This is a genomic window from Bacillus sp. WMMC1349 (assembly GCF_013155385.1).
Lineage (GTDB): Bacteria > Bacillota > Bacilli > Bacillales > Bacillaceae > Bacillus.
On sequence record NZ_JABJUQ010000007.1, the window covers coordinates 2597143 to 2614258 of the forward strand.

Here is a 17116-nt window from a genome sequence, read left to right on the forward strand (position 1 = left end):
CTTTGTCACTTAAAATAGAGTTAAATTTGTAAGGAGCTATTTATATGACTTTAGGAGAAAGAATAAGAATATTTAGGAATAAACAAAGTCCACGGCTCTCCCAAGAAGCATTGTCAAAAAAACTTGGTTTGAATCGAGCTACTTAGCCGAGATATGAAACAGGGGACAATGAACCTGATTACGAAACCCTTATAAAAATCGCTGACTTTTATGAAGTATCCTTGGATTATTTAATTCGAGGAGTAGATAAACAAGAGAAAGATAAAGTCTTCACCGAAGAAGCAAAGCCAAAATTATTTATTGCTGCCCATGATGGTAAAGTCACTGATGAAATTGTTGATGCTGCTCTTGAAATCTTCGTCGAACAATTGAAGGAAGGCCGCAAAAAAAAATCTGATTAAGCAAAGGTATTGCAATGTCCTATATATATCTTTGTTTATTCTGTTTAAATTCTGTTTACTAATAAGATTTGGATTCTCATCCGGATTGGATCAGAATCCTCTTTTGGAAAGTTAAATTTTACAAGTCGATAAATCCTTTAATATCAATGGTTTCAGCCTTTGTCTTCATCTGGATTCTCTTTCGGAAAAAGTGAGGTTTGGAACCATTTGTAAATGCCCTCAAAAAATTTCGGGGGATTTTGTGTTTAAAAAACTGGTGAAATATTAAATTTATTGGATTTTTTATTGAAAAAAAGTGTAATTTGACCTATGATAAAAGACGCAATAACAAAATGAACTGGAGGAAAATTTTGATGTCAGAATCAAACGTTGCTGTGAATGTGAATTTAAATACTGCTACAGGAAAATCATATTTTGATGGTGGATTACTTCAATACATTGGGTGGGTTATATTAGGTACTTTAGTAACAATATTCACTCTAGGAATCTGTTATCCTTGGGCATTAACTATGATTTTTGGATGGAAAATAAACCATACTGTAATCGAAGGTAGAAGATTGAAATTTAATGGGTCAGCCATAGGTCTATTTGGATTATGGATAAAATGGTGGTTTTTATGCATTATTACTTTAGGTATATATAGTTTTTGGATTTTTATTTCTCTTGAAAAATGGAAAACCAAACATACTACTTTTGTAAATTAGTGCCCCTCTTATGAGGGTTTTCTTTAAGCCCCAAAACAGAACTTAAGTTCCTAATTATATTACAAAATTTAACAATAGAGATTAGGAGGAATCCGCCTTGCTGTATACTAATAGTCACTTAGAAGATTGGATTGAAAACCTGTACAAAAAAATGAACATCACTCAACCCGATCAAATCAGCTTAGATCGTATTGCTGAGGCGTTGAATATTAAAGTTGTACTCAAGTCTGCTCCTAGCTTTTCTTTTAAATACAATGAAATGTATACGATTTCATTAGACGACCGAAAAAATAATCATGAACAATGGGATGATTTTTCTCATGAATTGTGCCATCCCTTCAGACATGAAGGTGATGAAAAAACAGGACAGACTATCTTGAATACCAAGCAAATTATTTTTCATATCACTTTTGTATTCCCACTTTCATGCTCCGAAAAATGAAATTTCCCCATAATCTATATAACACTGCTCATGTTATTGCCAAGACATTTAAAGTATCTGAACCATTTGCCAAAATCCGTTTAGATATGTACTTCAACAAAGTTCGCCTCATCATCTAACAAAAAAGAGCCTATAAAGGCTCTGATCCGGTTTGCTACAGTCATGCATAGCATTGGAAATGTGATTACGAACAGTTTTTTCACTTATAAAGAGCTCGCTTGCGATTTCCTTTGTTGTTTTGTCTTGAACGAGCAATTCGAACACTTCTCTTTCTCTCTTTGTTAGCAGCGGCTTTGATTGAAACTCTTTCTCCTTCAAGTATTGTAACCCTCCTTGCTAAGGTGAGAGCTGATCTGAAACGAATGGGTTTCGATATAGTCGTGATATCATATGAAATATCCATAAGGTCGGTGACGCTTCTGAAGGAGAAAAGCAGAAACGCAGACACCTATTTTTCTCTTTTAGCCTTAACTTAAGGAAGGCATTTTAAAATCCAAGCGATTAGCCGCCATCTTTTCGTGACATATACATGTGCTTTCTTTTTATGAACAGCTCTAATGATTTGCTCTGCCGCCTTCTCAGGAGAAGCGGACCAAAACAGCTTATCTCCTTTTGCCATTGCTGTATCGACAAAACCAGGCTGGATTTCAGTAATTGCGATATTTCCTTTGAATCTTTTCACTTTTTGTCTCAGACCTTGTAAATAATTTGAGACAAAAGCTTTTGAAGCGTTATAGGTGGCGGCGTGGCCGTTTCCTCTTAGTGCGGCAATCGATGATATGCCAATGAGATGACCATGTTCATTTTGAATAAAGTGATTCAAAAACAGGTTTGAACATGCTACAAATCCTGTCACATTTACATCAATCGTTTCTTTTTCTTTTTCCCAATTCAATTCGTGTTCTAAATATCCGACACCAGAACAAATAAAGACTGCATCCACTTTTCCTAGTTTATTCATCAAATCTGTTAGTTGTTTATTGACTTGTTCACTGTCAGCCACATCTAGTTTCTTTATAGATGAAGAATTGGGCAGTTCTTGTTGCAATTTTATTAACAACTCTTCTCGTCTTGCCACAAGCCCTAATTGAACTCCCTTTGCTGACAGGTTTCGAGCGAGAGCTTTACCAATACCGGAACTGGCGCCTACCACCACCGCTGTTTTCATTCTTATCCTCCCTTAAATTATTTCTCAGGAAATGTCTAAACTGGATAACCTTTGTTTTTCTTCTTTTGTCCAGTTTGCAGGGGTTCCTTTTTCTTTTGCGATTTTTACAATGACAGTATGACCTGTAAAACAAGGGATTCCCTCTTCGTTTTTAGCTAAGTAATGAAGCATGACTGAAGTTGTACCAACTGATGCTGTTTTAACACCAATTTTTAATGTCTCATGGAGCATGATTTGTCTGAGATAATCACATTGCTGGCTGGCAACCACCACGATTGCACCGGTGTGTCTCCCATCCATTTCGATCCCTAATTGTTTAAGATAAGCAATTCTTGCTTCCTCAAAATAGATAAATGGCGTCACATTGTTCATATGTCCAAACATATCTGTTTCCGAAAAACGAACATTTACTTCATCAAAAAAGCGAAATGATTCACACCATTCTTCAAATGGCTCTCCAATATAACCTGGTAGTTTCAATGTTTTCCATCCCCTTTTTATAAATGAAAACACCTCTTCAAAACAGAAGAGGTGCGTTCTTTACTCTGTGTGGTCGCTTCCAAAGAAGTTTTTAAATGCTTGAACGGTCGTATCTCTGTTTAATGCTGCGATTGATGTTGTGAGAGGAATTCCTTTCGGACATGCCTGAACACAATTTTGTGAGTTTCCGCAATTGGCCAAACCGCCGTCTCCCATAATAGCCTCCAACCGCTCCGACTTATTCATCGCCCCTGTCGGATGGGTATTGAACAAACGAACTTGTGAAAGTGGGGCAGGTCCAATAAAGTTTGATTTATCATTAACATTTGGACATGCTTCAAGACAAACCCCGCAAGTCATACATTTTGATAGTTCATAAGCCCATTGCCGTTTTTTTTCAGGCATTCTTGGTCCAGGTCCTAAATCATATGTGCCATCAATTGGAACCCATGCTTTAACTTTTTTTAACGAATCAAACATCTGGCTCCTGTCTACTTGAAGATCGCGGACAACCGGGAAAGTTTTCATCGGCTCTAGACGTATCGGCTGTTCAAGTTTGTCAATTAATGCTGTACAAGACTGCCTTGGTTTTCCGTTAATGACCATTGAACAAGCGCCGCATACTTCTTCCAGACAGTTCATGTCCCAAGCTATTGGTGTAGTTTTTTCCCCTTCTGCATTTACAGGCTTTCTTCTAATTTCCATTAGTGCAGAAATGACGTTCATATTCGGCCGATAATCAATTTCAAACTCTTCCTGATAAGGAGTGGAGTCTGCAGTTTCCTGACGAGTGATAATAAATTTAATGGTCTTTTTTTCACTCATGATTTCGCCACCTTCTTCTTCGAATAATCCCGTTTACGTGGTGCGATTAATGAAACATCAACATCTTCATAATGAAAATTCGGTGCTTCAAACTCCCCTTTATGTTGAGCCATTGTTGTTTTTAACCATTCCTCATCACTACGTTCAGGAAAATCTGGTTTATAATGGGCACCGCGGCTTTCATTTCGATTGTATGCACCAATCGTGACTACCCTTGCTAGTTGCAACATATTGCGAAGCTGACGTGTAAACACAGCACCTTGGTTACTCCATTTGGCGGTATCATTAATATTGATATTTTCGTAACGTTCTATTATTTCTTGAATTTTATCATCTGTTTCTAATAGTTTGTCATTATGGCGAACAACCGTCACATTATCAGTCATCCATTCGCCAAGCTCTTTATGAAGTACATAGGCATTTTCATCGCCGTCCATCTTCATAATGTCTGCCCATTTTTCCTCTTCTTGTTTAATATAATGATCATAAAGTGAAGAAGAAAAATCTTCAGCAGATGTTTCTAATCCCCGAACATATTTGACAGCGTTTGGTCCTGCTACCATCCCGCCATAAATTGCAGATAAGAGAGAGTTTGCCCCCAATCGATTTCCACCGTGCATGGAATAATCACATTCTCCTGCGGCAAATAGTCCCGGGATATTTGTCATTTGGTCATAATCGACCCACAAGCCACCCATAGAGTAATGGACAGCCGGAAAGATTTTCATTGGCAGCTTACGTGGATCGTCTCCCATAAATTTTTCATAGATTTCAATAATACCACCCAGTTTAATATCAAGCTCTTTCGGATCTTTATGGGAAAGGTCGAGGTATACCATGTTCTCGCCATTAATTCCTAGTTTTTGTCTAACACAAACATCAAAAATTTCACGGGTCGCAATATCACGTGGCACGAGATTTCCATAGGCTGGATATTTTTCTTCAAGAAAATACCAAGGTTTTCCGTCTTTATAAGTCCAGACACGTCCACCTTCTCCACGGGCTGATTCACTCATCAGTCTCAATTTGTCATCCCCTGGAATGGCTGTCGGGTGAATTTGAATGAATTCGCCGTTTGCGTAATATGCACCTTGCTGATAAACGATTGAAGCTGCAGATCCTGTATTGATCATTGAATTTGTTGATTTTCCAAAGATAATCCCCGGTCCGCCAGTTGCCATAATAACAGCATCCGAACGGAAAGAGTCAATCTCCATTGTTGTTAAATTTTGTGCGACGATGCCGCGACATGTTCTGTCATCATCAAGCACAGCACCAAGGAATTCCCAGCCTTCATATTTTGTCACAAGTCCCTCAACTTCAAAGCGGCGGACCTGTTCATCAAGTGCATAAAGAAGCTGCTGTCCTGTCGTTGCTCCAGCAAATGCCGTCCGATGATGCTGAGTTCCTCCAAATCGTCGAAAATCGAGGAGACCTTCAGGTGTTCTATTAAACATCACTCCCATGCGGTCAAGCAAGTGAATAATCGATGGAGCTGCCTCACACATCGCCTTCACTGGCGGCTGATTAGCCAAAAAGTCGCCTCCATAAACCGTATCATCAAAATGCTCCCAAGGAGAGTCGCCTTCCCCTTTTGTATTAACCGCACCATTGATTCCACCTTGCGCACATACTGAATGTGAGCGTTTTACTGGAACAATGGAAAATAGTTTTACACTTGTTCCTTTTTCCGCTGCTTTAATAGTCGCCATCAGACCTGCAAGTCCTCCGCCGACAACGATGATGCTTGAATTACTCATGCCAAGCCCACTCCCTCTAGTAATCTAGTTCTTTTACACAAATGCCAAAATCGCTCTTAGTCCTACATAGGACAACACAACAAAGACTCCCATTGTCACAAACGTGGATATTCGCTGTGATCGCGGAGAAACGGTAATTCCCCAAGTGACAGCAAACGACCATAAACCGTTTGAGAAGTGGAAGATTGTTGAAAGGACACCTACAATGTAAAAGCCGAGCATAATTGGGGAGCTTAAAATATGAGCCATCATGTCAAAATTTACTTCTGCCCCCATTTGGGCAGCAATCCGTGTTTCCCAGACATGCCAGCTGACAAATATTAAAGTTATAATTCCTGTAAACCGCTGTAGAACGAACATCCAGTTTCTCATGTAACCAAACTTATTCGTGTTTACTTTTGCTGTAAATGCTATATAGATGCCATAGACAGCATGATAGACAAGCGGAAGAAAAATAACAAATATTTCTAAAGCATACCTGAAAGGCAGGCTTTCCATAAAATGAGCAGCACGATTAAATGCTTCCTCTCCCCTTGCCGCAAAATGGTTGACAACTAAATGTTGAATCAAAAAAATGCCAACCGGTATGACCCCAAGCAAAGAATGTAGTCTCCGATACGCAAACTCTCTGTTCCCGGCCATTGCTTTACCCCCTAGTTGATAAGTGCATCCGTATTGAAAGGCCTCCTATCCCCATTTGTCTTCAATAGCACTTTGTTAAGTTTTTATGACAATTTCATTTTACTCCTATGAGAAAAACGCGTCAAGAAAACGCGTTCATAAATTGTAATTTTCTAAAACTTAAAGATATTTTTGAAAATTTTATTTTATTAGAAAACAAATATATCAAATTTTTCTTTTCAAAAGTTCATCTTTTCTGTAATCTTTTACCCCATTTAAGCTATAATAAACGAAGGAAAGAGGGGGAGTCATAAGATATGAAGAAATATGAAGAAAACTTAGAAACATTAAAAGAACTGGAAGTCTCCGCATATGCTTACGAACTAATCAGAGAAATCGTGCTACCTGACATGCTGGGACAAGACCATTCCGATATGATGTATTGGGCGGGTAAACATCTAGCCCGAAAATTCCCACTCGAATCATGGAATGATATCCCTGCGTTTTTCCATGATGCAGGCTGGGGCACTCTCACAATGGTCTATTCAAAAAAACAGGAGTTGGAATTTGAACTTGAAGGCCCGTTAGTCTCAAACCGACTTAAATTTCAAAAAGAACCTTGCTTTCAGCTCGAAGCTGGATTTATCGCTGAACAAATTCAGCTAATGAATGAACACATCACAGAATCATATGAACAAGTGAAAAAAAGAGCGGAAAAAGTTGTTTTAATGGTGAAATGGGATTTACAAGATCCAAGCTAAGGTAATGATAAAGAGGCTTCTCCAGCCTCTTTATCTGTTTCGCTGATGATTGCTTCGTTTTTCAGTTCTGACGAAGCGACTTAGCTCGCCGTCACAATTTGTGCAGATCGCTCACTTCATATAAATTTATTCGTTAGTAAGGTCGCTACTAGGAAACACACTATAAAAACTACTACATTTATATACCTCTATTCCTTTCAACATTTTTTTACTCTCTCTTAGAAATTGCTGTTTACATTTCATAAAATGAGTGTGAGTCCAGAAAAAAATAAGCGACCTTAGCTTGGGAAAATCAAGTTAAGGTCGGCTCCCTTTACAATTACTTACTTTCTACAGTTATTTTTGATAACTCAAATGCATCATGCAAAGCTTCAACAGCTTTTACCATATCGTTCTCATGAATGACAGTTGATACTTTAATCTCTGAGGTGCTTACCATTTTAACCTGAATATTGTTGTCTGCAAGAACCGCAAACATCTTCGCAGCTACACCTGGGTTAGAAATCATGCCGGAGCCAACGATCGATACTTTTGCAAGACTGTTTTCAGTTTCAATCTGCTTATAATTCAATACATCTTTGTATTTTTCAAGGACTTTAACTGTTCTTGAGCAGCATTCTGTTTTGACGGAAAATGAGATTGATGTTTCACTTGTGTTTGTGACAGATTGAATAATAATATCCACATTGATATTTTCGTTAGCAAGCGTTGTAAAAATAGTAGACAATGTCGTTAATCCACTCGGAAGTCCGCATACCGTGACACGTGTCATTTGATCTTCAAACGCAATTCCTCTTACGACTAAGTTCTGCTCCATTGGCGATTCCTCCTCAATTAATGTGCCTGCTGTTAATTCTGTACTTGACCGAACTTCCAGGGTGACCTCATAGTTCTTTGCAAATTCAACAGCTCTTGGATGTAGGACACCCGCTCCAAGATTAGCAAGTTCAAGCATTTCATCGTAGGAAATCCCGTCAAGCTTTCTAGCTGTGTTCACATAACGTGGATCTGTTGTAAAAACTCCTGGCACATCTGTATAAATATCGCATTTGTTCGCTTTTAGGGCAGCAGCTAGGGCAACAGCTGTAGTATCAGACCCGCCTCTGCCAAGCGTTGTGATTTCCCCTTCGTCAGTGATCCCTTGAAATCCTGCGACAACAATGATTTTCCCCTCTTTTAAATGTTTTTTCAGCTTCGTTGTTTCAATATGGGTAATTCTCGCATTTCCATAAATGCATTCTGTTTGAATACCGGCTTGCCACCCTGTAAATGAAACAGCATGATGCCCTTTTTCTTGCAATGCCAATGTCAATAAAGAAATGGTTACTTGTTCTCCGGTTGTCAAAAGCATGTCCATTTCTCGCTGGCTTGGCTGCTCAGCCATTTCTCTAGCAAGTGCGACGAGTGAATCTGTTGATTTTCCCATAGCTGAAACAACGACAACAACATCATTGCCTCTTTGTTTTTCTTCAATGACACGGTTAGACACATTTAAAATTTTTTTCACCGATCCTACTGAAGTTCCACCAAATTTTTGAACGATAAGCCCCATCTCATACCACCCTTTTTAATTTCGTTCGTGCATATTTGTATGGAGAGTACTTTTACAGTTTTTGCAAACAAAAAAACAATGAGAGAAGTCCCCCATTGCTTTAATCAACAAAAATGCCGATGTTATAAACAACGAGATAGCCCTCCAAGAAAGAGACTTTCTTGACAGCCTTTCATTTATTCAATGAAAAGCCAGCAAATAAAACAGATGGATGTTTAATCGCTTCGGCGACGCTCCCCTTTCAACCTTCTTCCTCGAAATCCACCTTTCTCAGAAAGCCTACTCTTGAAGTTCGCACCTCTATCTTCACCATATTACACGATCTTCATTATGAAATTATTAAAAATTTTACCAGATCCCTTTTAAAAATTCAATACTATTTTTTTAAAGCTTCCATAATCAGTTGTGCTGTCGTCTGCGGAATTCCCGCTTTTTGTATATCTTCAACACTTGCTTCCTTCATTTTTTTTACAGATCCGAAGTGTTTTAACAGTAACTTTTTCCGTTGTTCACCAACACCGGGAATGCCATCTAACACAGATTGAAAGGCACTTTTGCCCCGCAGCTGTCTGTGAAAGCTGATTGCAAATCGGTGCACTTCATCTTGAATGCGCTGAAGTAAATAAAACTCCTGACTATTTCGTTCAAGCTGTACGATCTCAAGTGGATCACCAATGACAAGATTTGCTGTTCGGTGTTTATCATCCTTGACCAACCCTGCTACAGGTACATGAAGGCTGAGTTCGTTTTCAAGAACATCAATGGCGGCTGAAACTTGCCCTTTTCCCCCATCAATTAAAATCAAGTCTGGGAGTGGCAAATTTTCTTTTAAAACCCGTGTATATCTCCTTCTAACGACTTCACGCATTGAACCGTAATCATCAGGTCCTTCAACCGTTTTAATTTTATATTTTCGATATTCTTTTTTATGCGGCTTACCATCAAGAAAAACAATCATCGCTGACACGGGATCAGTTCCTTGAATATTTGAATTATCGAATGCTTCAATTCTGTATGGTGTGTAAATGTTAAGCGCTTTGCCCAGTTTTTCGATTGCGCCGATTGTCCGTTCTTCATCTCGTTCGATAAGCGAAAATTTTTCTTTCAAAGCAAGTTTTGCATTTTTATGGGCTAGTAGAAGCAAATCTTTTTTCGCTCCTCTTTTTGGTTGACGGACATTTGCTTCCAAAAGTGCTTCAATCATTTCTTTATCAACGCTGTCAGGCACCAAAATTTCTTTCGGGATAAAATGGTTATTTTTTGAATAGAACTGCCCGATAAATGTTAGAAACTCTTCTTCTGCCTCTCTGTATAAAGGAAACATACTGACATCTCTTTCAATCAATTTACCCTGTCTGACAAAAAAGACTTGAACACACATCCACCCTTTATCATATGAATATGCAAAGACATCGCGGTCTACTAAATCATTCATTGTCATCTTTTGCTTTTCCATTATTGCCTCAATATGAGCGATCTGATCGCGGTATTCTTTTGCTCTTTCAAACTGAAGCTGTTCAGATGCCTCCATCATCTTTGTTTCGAGTTCTTTTTTGACTGCACTGTAACCGCCTTTCAAAAAGCGGCTAATTTCCTCAGTCAATTGTCTGTTCGTATCTTCTGAGACATCATACACACATGGAGCCAGGCACTGCCCTAGGTGATAATACAAACAGACACGGTCTGGCAGCTTTGCACATTTTCTGAGCGGATAGAGACGATCAAGGAGCTTTTTCGCTTCCCTTGCAGCCTGTACATTAGGATATGGACCAAAGTAGCGCCCTTTATCTTTTTTAACATTTCGCGTCACAATGAGTTTTGGATGCCGTTCATTGGTGATTTTGATGAAAGGATAGCTTTTATCATCCTTTAGCATCACATTGTATTTAGGATCATATTTTTTTATTAAATTCATTTCGAGGATCAGTGCTTCGATATTCGATGAGGTGACAATATATTCAAAATCTTCTATTTCACTGACGAGCCGCTGTGTCTTCGCATCATGAGACCCGCTAAAATAGGAGCGAACTCTATTTTTCAAGATTTTCGCTTTCCCAACATAGATCACGGTCTGCTGCCTATCTTTCATCAAGTAACAGCCCGGCTGATCAGGAAGAATCGCAAGTTTTTCTTTAATTATTTTATTCATCAAAACCCATCCTTGTTTCGATTTTACTTGCTTATAGTTTACCATGACAAATCATACGTTCTCCACAACTGGGGTTTTATATCGTATAAAAAAAAAGCGATCCCAACGGAATCGCCCTTACTCCCTTATATTATAAATGTTTGTTAACCAGTTCTTCCAAAACTTCTTTTGGCTTAAATCCGACAGATGTTTCAGCTACTTCACCGTCTTTTAGTACAAGTAAAGTCGGAATACTCATCACACCGTATTTACCTGCTGTTTCCTGGTTTTCATCAACATCAATTTTTACAATTTTTAATTTATCTCCCATTTCCTGATCCAGTTCTTCAAGTACAGGGGCAATCATTTTGCAAGGTCCACACCAAGGTGCCCAAAAATCTACAAGAACGACACCTTCATTTGTTTCACTTGAAAATGTTTGATCTGTTGCTTTTACGATAGCCATTCTTTCATTCCTCCAATTGTGAAATTATGCTTTTTAGTATAGCATCTCCCTTTATTTCACGCTAACATATTGCTTCTTGAATATACGTTTCCCCATTTGTAACGTTTTACACCTATCATTTTCAAGCTGATAAAAAAAACCGACCAGCTGGCCGGGCTTTTTTAAGTGTTAACACTCAGCTTTTTAAACTCTTCTGTCAAAAGCGGGACGATTTCAAATAAATCTCCGACAATGCCGTAATCTGCAATGTTGAAAATATCTGCTTCAGGGTCTTTATTAATGGCTACAATAATTTTACTGTTAGACATCCCTGCCAGATGCTGAATCGCTCCTGAAATACCGCAAGCGATATATAGATCAGGCGTCACAACCTTTCCAGTTTGACCAATCTGCAATGAATAGTCGCAATAATCTGCGTCACACGCACCACGTGAAGCACCTACTGCGCCTCCAAGCACCTCTGCCAGCTCTTGTAATGGTTTAAAGCCGTCTGCACTTTTGACGCCACGTCCACCGGCAACAATAATTTTCGCCTCAGACAGGTCGACACCTTCGGATGTCTTTTTAACCACTTCTTTAATCACAGTTCTAATGTCTTTCAAGTTTACGGAAATGCTATCAACCGTTCCTGTTCGACTTTCATCTTTTTCAAGCGGTTCAATGTTATTCGGTCTAATTGTTGCCAAAATCGGCTGATCTGTCGAAACTATTTTTTCAAATGCTTTACCTGAGTAAATAGGTCTAGTAAAAATAATATTTCCACCAGTCATGCTTACATCAATCGCATCTGAGACTAGCCCAGCATCCATACGGGCTGCAAGTTTTGGAGATAAGTCTTTACCCATTGCTGTATGTCCAAAAACCACTGCATCTGGTTTTTCTTGTTCCAACACAGCCAGAAATGCTTGAGAAAAACCATCTGCCGTATAAGTTTTTAAAGCTGGATCTTCCGCAAGTAAAACTTTATCGGCACCATAATGAATCATTTCATTTGTAAAATCTGAAACAGATTCACCAATTAAAACCCCGATGACCTCTCCGCCTTCTGCAATCTTTTTTCCAGTAGCTAATGCTTCAAAGGTAACATTTCTTAATGAGCCGTCACGGCATTCTCCCAACACAATCACTTTTTTGCTCATGTCTATTTCCCCCTGTTTTTTAAATAACCGTTCATATCCCGTTAATTTTAAATAACCTTTGCTTCGCTTCTCAGTAATGACACAAGGTCTGTTGCCTGTTGTTCTGGATCACCTTCAAGAATTTTACCTGCTTCTTTTTCGGGCGGCAAAAATCTTTCAATTGTCTTCGTTTTTGGAGCAACATCATCTTCATCTAGATCAAGATCATCCAATTCCAGTTCTTCAAGAGGTTTTTTCTTCGCCTTCATAATCCCCGGTAGTGAAGGATAACGAGGTTCATTTAATCCCTGCTGAGCAGTGACAATTAGGGGCAGGGACGTTTCGATGATTTCAAGATCTCCCTCTGCATCACGTTCTGCTTCAACTTCATTCCCATTTACGGTCAGCTTTGTAATCGTTGTAATACAAGGTATCCCAAGCAATTCAGCCAAACGCGGTGCAACTTGTCCCGAACCACCGTCAATAGCCACATTCCCACCAAGAATGATGTCAAATTCACGGTCTTTTAAATAGTGATAGAGAATCGATGAAACCGAATATTGATCAGATTCCTCTACATCATCCTCAACATTGATCAGAACAGCTTTATCACACCCCATTGCTAACGCTGTTCTAAGCTCTTTTTCAGATTCTTCTTCACCAACAGTGACGACTGTAATCTCACCACCATGTTCCTCTTTTAGTTGAAGTGCCTCTTCAATTGCGTATTCATCATAAGGATTGATGATAAATTCCGCACCATCTTCGTTGATTTGCCCTTGATCGATCTGAATTTTTTCCTCTGTGTCAAACGTGCGTTTCATTAAGACATAAATGTTCATCTTTTCATCCCCCATGTTTTCTTGTTATTCTCCCTTAAAATGCGGTTTCCGTTTCTCTAAGAAAGCTTGGATCCCTTCCTGTGCATCTTTAGATCGAAATAATTCACTAAAACGCTTTCCTTCGAGCTTTAGACCTTCTTCATAAGAATGTTCTTTCCCTGTATGAAGCAATTCGATCACATATGCTAGTGTCTGTGGACTTTTTTCCGCGAATTTAGCTGCGAGTTCTTTGCCCTTTACAAGAACTTCAGCTTCATTTTTCGTTAAAATGGTCACCAGTCCATATGAAAATGCTTCTTTTCCAGAGATCGGTTCAGATGTTCCGATCATTTCGAGCGCTTTTGCGGTTCCAACATATTTCGGGAGACGCTGTGTTCCCCCATAACCAGGAATAATTCCGAGGTTCAATTCTGGAAGGCCAAGCTTTGCGTTTTCCTCTGCTATTCTTATATGGCAAGCCATTGCAAGCTCAAGTCCGCCCCCAAGAGCAGCTCCATGAATAGCTGCAATTATCGGTTTTGGAAAGGATTCAATTTCTTCAAAAACTTGATGGCCTTTATTGGCGAGATTTGTATCAGCTTGTTCCATTAATGAAGTAAATTCTTTAATATCAGCACCTGCTGAGAAAAATCTGCCCTCCCCATGAATGACGATGCTTCTCACGTTTCGATCCTCTTTAAGCTGATCGAGACAGACAGAAAGATCTGTCAGCACCTTTGTAGACAGCGCATTTGCAGGCGGATGCTGAATGGTGATCACCGCAATATGGTCTTCTGTTGACAGCGATAATGTCTTCATCTAGATTCCCCCTTTTTCACCACTGCTGAAACCATGAATTAACAGTTCATGGATACTGTCTGCCAGTTGTGGCAGATCGTATTTTTGATCATTCATCACCCAAGTTGTCACCGTTTCATCAATAGTTCCGAAAATCATCTGTTTTGCTAAACGAACATCAAGTGTACGTCTAAATTCTCCAGTTTCTTTTCCTTCGGTGATGATATCCTCTAAAATCATTAAGTAACTCTTCAGAATTTCATTGATTTTTAAACGCAGATCCAAATTGGACTGTCGAAGTTCTAATTGGGTCACAATCGCCAAATGCCGGTCTCCACTCAGCAGTTGAAAATGCTTTTTGATAAACAAAGAGAGCTTCTCTGTTGCTGAATTTTTCACTTTCATTTCTTCATTCATTTGTTCGATAAACTGACCCATCTTCTCTTTAAATAAAGAAATAAGAATATCTTCTTTATTTTTAAAATAAAGATAAATGGTACCGTCAGCCACCCCAGCCTGCTTAGCAATTTTCGAAACTTGAGCCTGGTGATAGCCTTTTTCTGCAATCACAATTACAGCTGCGTCAATAATCTGCATATACTTCGGTCTCTTTTGTTTCAATTGGCTTCGTTCCTTTCCATCTAATGAATGAACACTCATTCATGACTCAATCGTAAATAAATTTACCGATTTTGTCAAGGATGAAAAGAATTTTTCCCTTCATTGATCTTTTAAAAGCCTGCCGTTTTGTATACAGCAGGCTTCATTTTATGCCTTCGCCTTTTCTTCATCTACTAGCGCTCTTCTTAATATCTTACCGACTGCTGTTTTTGGCAGTTCATCTCTGATTTCATATATTTTCGGGACTTTGTAGGGTGCTAAGCGTGATCGAGCATATTCATCTAATTCCTTCTCAGTTATTGTAACATGATCTTTTAAAACAACAAACGCTTTCACGGTTTCTCCCCTGTATTCATCAGGTACTCCAATGACAACAGTCTCCTGAATAGCTTCATGTTCATATAATACTTCTTCAATTTCACGCGGATAAATATTATATCCACCTGCGATGATCATGTCTTTCTTTCGATCGACAATATAGAAAAAACCATCTTTATCCATGTAACCGATATCACCGGTAAACAGCCAGCCATCCTTAAGTACAGCTGCCGTCTCCTCAGGATTATTCCAATAACCTTTCATCACTTGAGGACCTTTCACAACAATTTCTCCACGTTCATACGGTTCTAGAAAACCACCGGTTTCTTCAGAATAGATTGCCGCTTCTGTACCAGGCCATGGACAGCCAATACTTCCCGGCTTGTTCAAATCCCAAATCAAGTTGGAATGGGTGACTGGTGATGCCTCAGATAATCCAAATCCTTCAACAAGCTTTCCTCCTGTAACTTTTTCAAACTGTTGTTTCACTTCAACTGGAAGCGGGGCAGAACCGCACAAACAGCTTTTAATGGATGATAAATCATACTGCTTAATATCGGGATGATTCAATAAAGCGATATAGATAGTAGGAACACCGGGAAAAATGGTTGGTTTTTCTTTATCAATCGTCTTCAACACTGTTTGCGCATCAAATCTAGGCAGGAGAATCATTTCGTACCCTTGGTTAATCGTCAAATTGATGATTGCCATCATCCCATACACATGAAAAAATGGAACTAGTCCGAGCACTTTTTCTTTTCCTGTTTCCAATTTGTATGACCATGTGACACATTGTTTAATATTGGCTAAAATGTTACAGTGTGAAAGCATAACAGCTTTCGGCGTTCCCGTTGTCCCCCCAGTATACTGCAATACTGCAATATCATGAAAAGGGTCAACCTCAATATTTGGAGGACCATTTGGAATAGGACGTTTCATTATCGTTCGAAAGAAGTGTGTCGATTCATTTTCAGTGATTTCAATTGAAAACTGCTCCTGTTTTTTTTGAACAAATGGATAAAACATATTTTTTGGAAATGGCAGAAAATCTTTCATACTGGTGAGGATAATATGTTTCAAATTTGTCAACGCTTTCATTTTTGATGTAACCGGGTAGAGGTTATCAAGCGTAATCAAAATATCCGCTTCGCTGTCTTTTATCAAATGTTCAAGCTCTCTTTCCTTATAAAGAGGATTTGTTTGAACAACGATGCCTCCAGCGAAAAGCACGCCATAATATGCAATGACAGCCTGGGGACAGTTCGGCAACATAATGGATACTCTATCACCTTTCTTAAGACCAAGAGACAAGAGATAATCGGCGATTTTTAAAGCTTCCTCGTAAACTTGTTGATAGGTGCTTTTTTTTCCGAGAAAATGAATGGCTGTCTTTTCAGAAAATTGTTGTGCGGATTGCTGTAGGACGGAATGGAGTGTTTGATCTTCAAAATGTAGTTCATGAGGAATTTGTTCGGGATAGTGAAGCAACCACGGTTTTTCAACTGACATAAAACCCCTCCTTATCAAATGACTGTTAATTAAAGTATACCAAATCAAATTCAGAAAGTAATGATTTTTTAAAAAAGGCGCCTGAAAACTTAAATTTCAGGCACCTTTTTTCAGGCAAAAAATATTATATAAATAATACCAATCATAATAAATACCCCTGCGATGCACAATAAGACTTTTGCTAATTTCTCCATCTTTACTCCCCTTAAATACCTGCGGCCACGACAAATGACAAGCCGACAGAGATGACAAAAGAAATGAAGCCGACAGCGCGGTTGTCATTTTCAATTTCCTTGTCAATTTTGAATCGCGGTGTCAAGAATTCAAAAATAAAATAGCCGATCAACAGCAAAGTGAAGCCAAATATTCCCCAGCCAATCATTTGCAGCAAGGAATTATGCTGACTGATCGATTTTTGTAATATGTTGGCGATCCCTAAAATTTTTCCTCCTGTTGCCAATGCCACCGCAAAGTTTCCTTTTTGTATCTCTTCCCAGTTTTTATATGAGGTCACAAGCTCAAAAATCGTCAAAAATATAACGAGGCAGAGAATGGATACACTGTAATAGGCAGCAATTTCAACCAGATCGTTTTCCCAAAACTCTTTCATACCGATTTTAACT

The 17116-nt window shown here is 38.9% G+C and carries 18 protein-coding genes, 2 pseudogenes and 1 riboswitch; of the genes and pseudogenes, 5 read left to right on the top strand and 15 right to left on the bottom strand.

Annotated elements, in window-relative coordinates; translation table 11 throughout:
* Positions 1-161: 161 nt before the first annotated feature.
* The 4 genes and pseudogenes from HOO54_RS24785 to HOO54_RS15725 all read left to right on the top strand — a co-directional run.
* Positions 162-221 (top strand): annotated as a pseudogene (locus HOO54_RS24785) (transcriptional regulator); the annotation flags it as partial.
* The gene (locus HOO54_RS24790; RefSeq protein WP_301539290.1) at positions 222-401 is read left to right on the top strand and encodes a hypothetical protein; all 180 of its coding nucleotides are present in this window, start codon (positions 222-224) and stop codon (positions 399-401) included. It begins immediately after the preceding pseudogene.
* 353 nt (positions 402-754) lie between these two features.
* Complete coding sequence (locus HOO54_RS15720) at positions 755-1105, top strand: YjgN family protein (RefSeq protein ID WP_172296881.1); 351 nt, start codon at positions 755-757, stop codon at positions 1103-1105.
* A 97-nt stretch (positions 1106-1202) separates the two neighbouring features.
* Positions 1203-1666 (top strand): annotated as a pseudogene (locus HOO54_RS15725) (ImmA/IrrE family metallo-endopeptidase).
* Here the strand turns inward: HOO54_RS15725 and HOO54_RS15730 are convergent.
* From HOO54_RS15730 to HOO54_RS15755, 6 genes are all read right to left on the bottom strand, one after another.
* Entirely contained in the window at positions 1659-1865 is a 207-nt protein-coding gene (locus HOO54_RS15730) for a helix-turn-helix domain-containing protein (protein WP_172296883.1), read from the bottom strand. The pseudogene HOO54_RS15725 and the gene HOO54_RS15730 sit on opposite strands and share 8 nt — an antisense overlap.
* A gap of 154 nt (positions 1866-2019) precedes the next feature.
* Positions 2020-2715, bottom strand: coding sequence for an SDR family NAD(P)-dependent oxidoreductase (locus HOO54_RS15735; protein ID WP_172296885.1), 696 nt, complete (start codon positions 2713-2715; stop codon positions 2020-2022).
* Between the two features lie 24 nt (positions 2716-2739).
* Entirely contained in the window at positions 2740-3195 is a 456-nt protein-coding gene (locus tag HOO54_RS15740) for an acyl-CoA thioesterase (protein WP_172296887.1), read from the bottom strand.
* Between the two features lie 60 nt (positions 3196-3255).
* Positions 3256-4020 carry a succinate dehydrogenase iron-sulfur subunit gene (sdhB, locus tag HOO54_RS15745; protein ID WP_172296889.1) on the bottom strand — a complete coding sequence of 255 codons (765 nt, stop codon included), beginning with the start codon at positions 4018-4020 and terminating at the stop codon, positions 3256-3258.
* On the bottom strand, positions 4017-5780 hold the full coding sequence (gene sdhA, locus HOO54_RS15750) for a succinate dehydrogenase flavoprotein subunit (protein ID WP_172296891.1): 1764 nt from the start codon (positions 5778-5780) through the stop codon (positions 4017-4019). The genes sdhB and sdhA overlap by 4 nt, the downstream gene beginning before the upstream one ends.
* Positions 5781-5813: 33 nt before the next feature.
* On the bottom strand, positions 5814-6422 hold the full coding sequence (locus HOO54_RS15755) for a succinate dehydrogenase cytochrome b558 subunit (protein WP_172296893.1): 609 nt from the start codon (positions 6420-6422) through the stop codon (positions 5814-5816).
* A 296-nt stretch (positions 6423-6718) separates the two neighbouring features.
* Here HOO54_RS15755 and HOO54_RS15760 point away from each other — a divergent pair, with 296 nt between their 5' ends.
* Entirely contained in the window at positions 6719-7162 is a 444-nt protein-coding gene (locus HOO54_RS15760) for a YslB family protein (RefSeq protein ID WP_172296895.1), read from the top strand.
* Positions 7163-7481: 319 nt separating this feature from the next.
* On the opposite strand, the gene HOO54_RS15765 is transcribed toward HOO54_RS15760, so the two are convergent.
* From HOO54_RS15765 to HOO54_RS15805, 9 genes are all read right to left on the bottom strand, one after another.
* A complete protein-coding gene (locus tag HOO54_RS15765; protein WP_172296897.1) occupies positions 7482-8714 on the bottom strand; it encodes an aspartate kinase in 1233 nt (410 codons plus the stop codon).
* 129 nt (positions 8715-8843) lie between these two features.
* Positions 8844-9025, bottom strand: a riboswitch (Lysine riboswitch).
* A gap of 65 nt (positions 9026-9090) precedes the next feature.
* Entirely contained in the window at positions 9091-10863 is a 1773-nt protein-coding gene (gene uvrC / locus HOO54_RS15770) for an excinuclease ABC subunit UvrC (RefSeq protein ID WP_172296899.1), read from the bottom strand.
* A 130-nt stretch (positions 10864-10993) separates the two neighbouring features.
* Positions 10994-11308 (bottom strand): thioredoxin, encoded by a 315-nt coding sequence (trxA, locus tag HOO54_RS15775; RefSeq protein ID WP_172296901.1) that lies wholly within the window; start codon positions 11306-11308, stop codon positions 10994-10996.
* A 161-nt stretch (positions 11309-11469) separates the two neighbouring features.
* Positions 11470-12447, bottom strand: coding sequence for an electron transfer flavoprotein subunit alpha/FixB family protein (locus HOO54_RS15780; RefSeq protein WP_172296903.1), 978 nt, complete (start codon positions 12445-12447; stop codon positions 11470-11472).
* A gap of 47 nt (positions 12448-12494) precedes the next feature.
* Entirely contained in the window at positions 12495-13268 is a 774-nt protein-coding gene (locus HOO54_RS15785) for an electron transfer flavoprotein subunit beta/FixA family protein (protein ID WP_172296905.1), read from the bottom strand.
* A 24-nt stretch (positions 13269-13292) separates the two neighbouring features.
* Positions 13293-14066: an enoyl-CoA hydratase gene (locus HOO54_RS15790; protein ID WP_172296907.1), complete on the bottom strand. Its 774-nt coding sequence runs from the start codon at positions 14064-14066 to the stop codon at positions 13293-13295.
* Entirely contained in the window at positions 14067-14666 is a 600-nt protein-coding gene (locus tag HOO54_RS15795) for a fatty acid metabolism transcriptional regulator FadR (protein ID WP_172299627.1), read from the bottom strand.
* A 147-nt stretch (positions 14667-14813) separates the two neighbouring features.
* On the bottom strand, positions 14814-16493 hold the full coding sequence (locus HOO54_RS15800) for an AMP-binding protein (protein ID WP_172296909.1): 1680 nt from the start codon (positions 16491-16493) through the stop codon (positions 14814-14816).
* A 205-nt stretch (positions 16494-16698) separates the two neighbouring features.
* Entirely contained in the window at positions 16699-17103 is a 405-nt protein-coding gene (locus HOO54_RS15805) for a DUF350 domain-containing protein (protein ID WP_172296911.1), read from the bottom strand.
* Between the last annotated feature and the right edge of the window lie 13 nt (positions 17104-17116).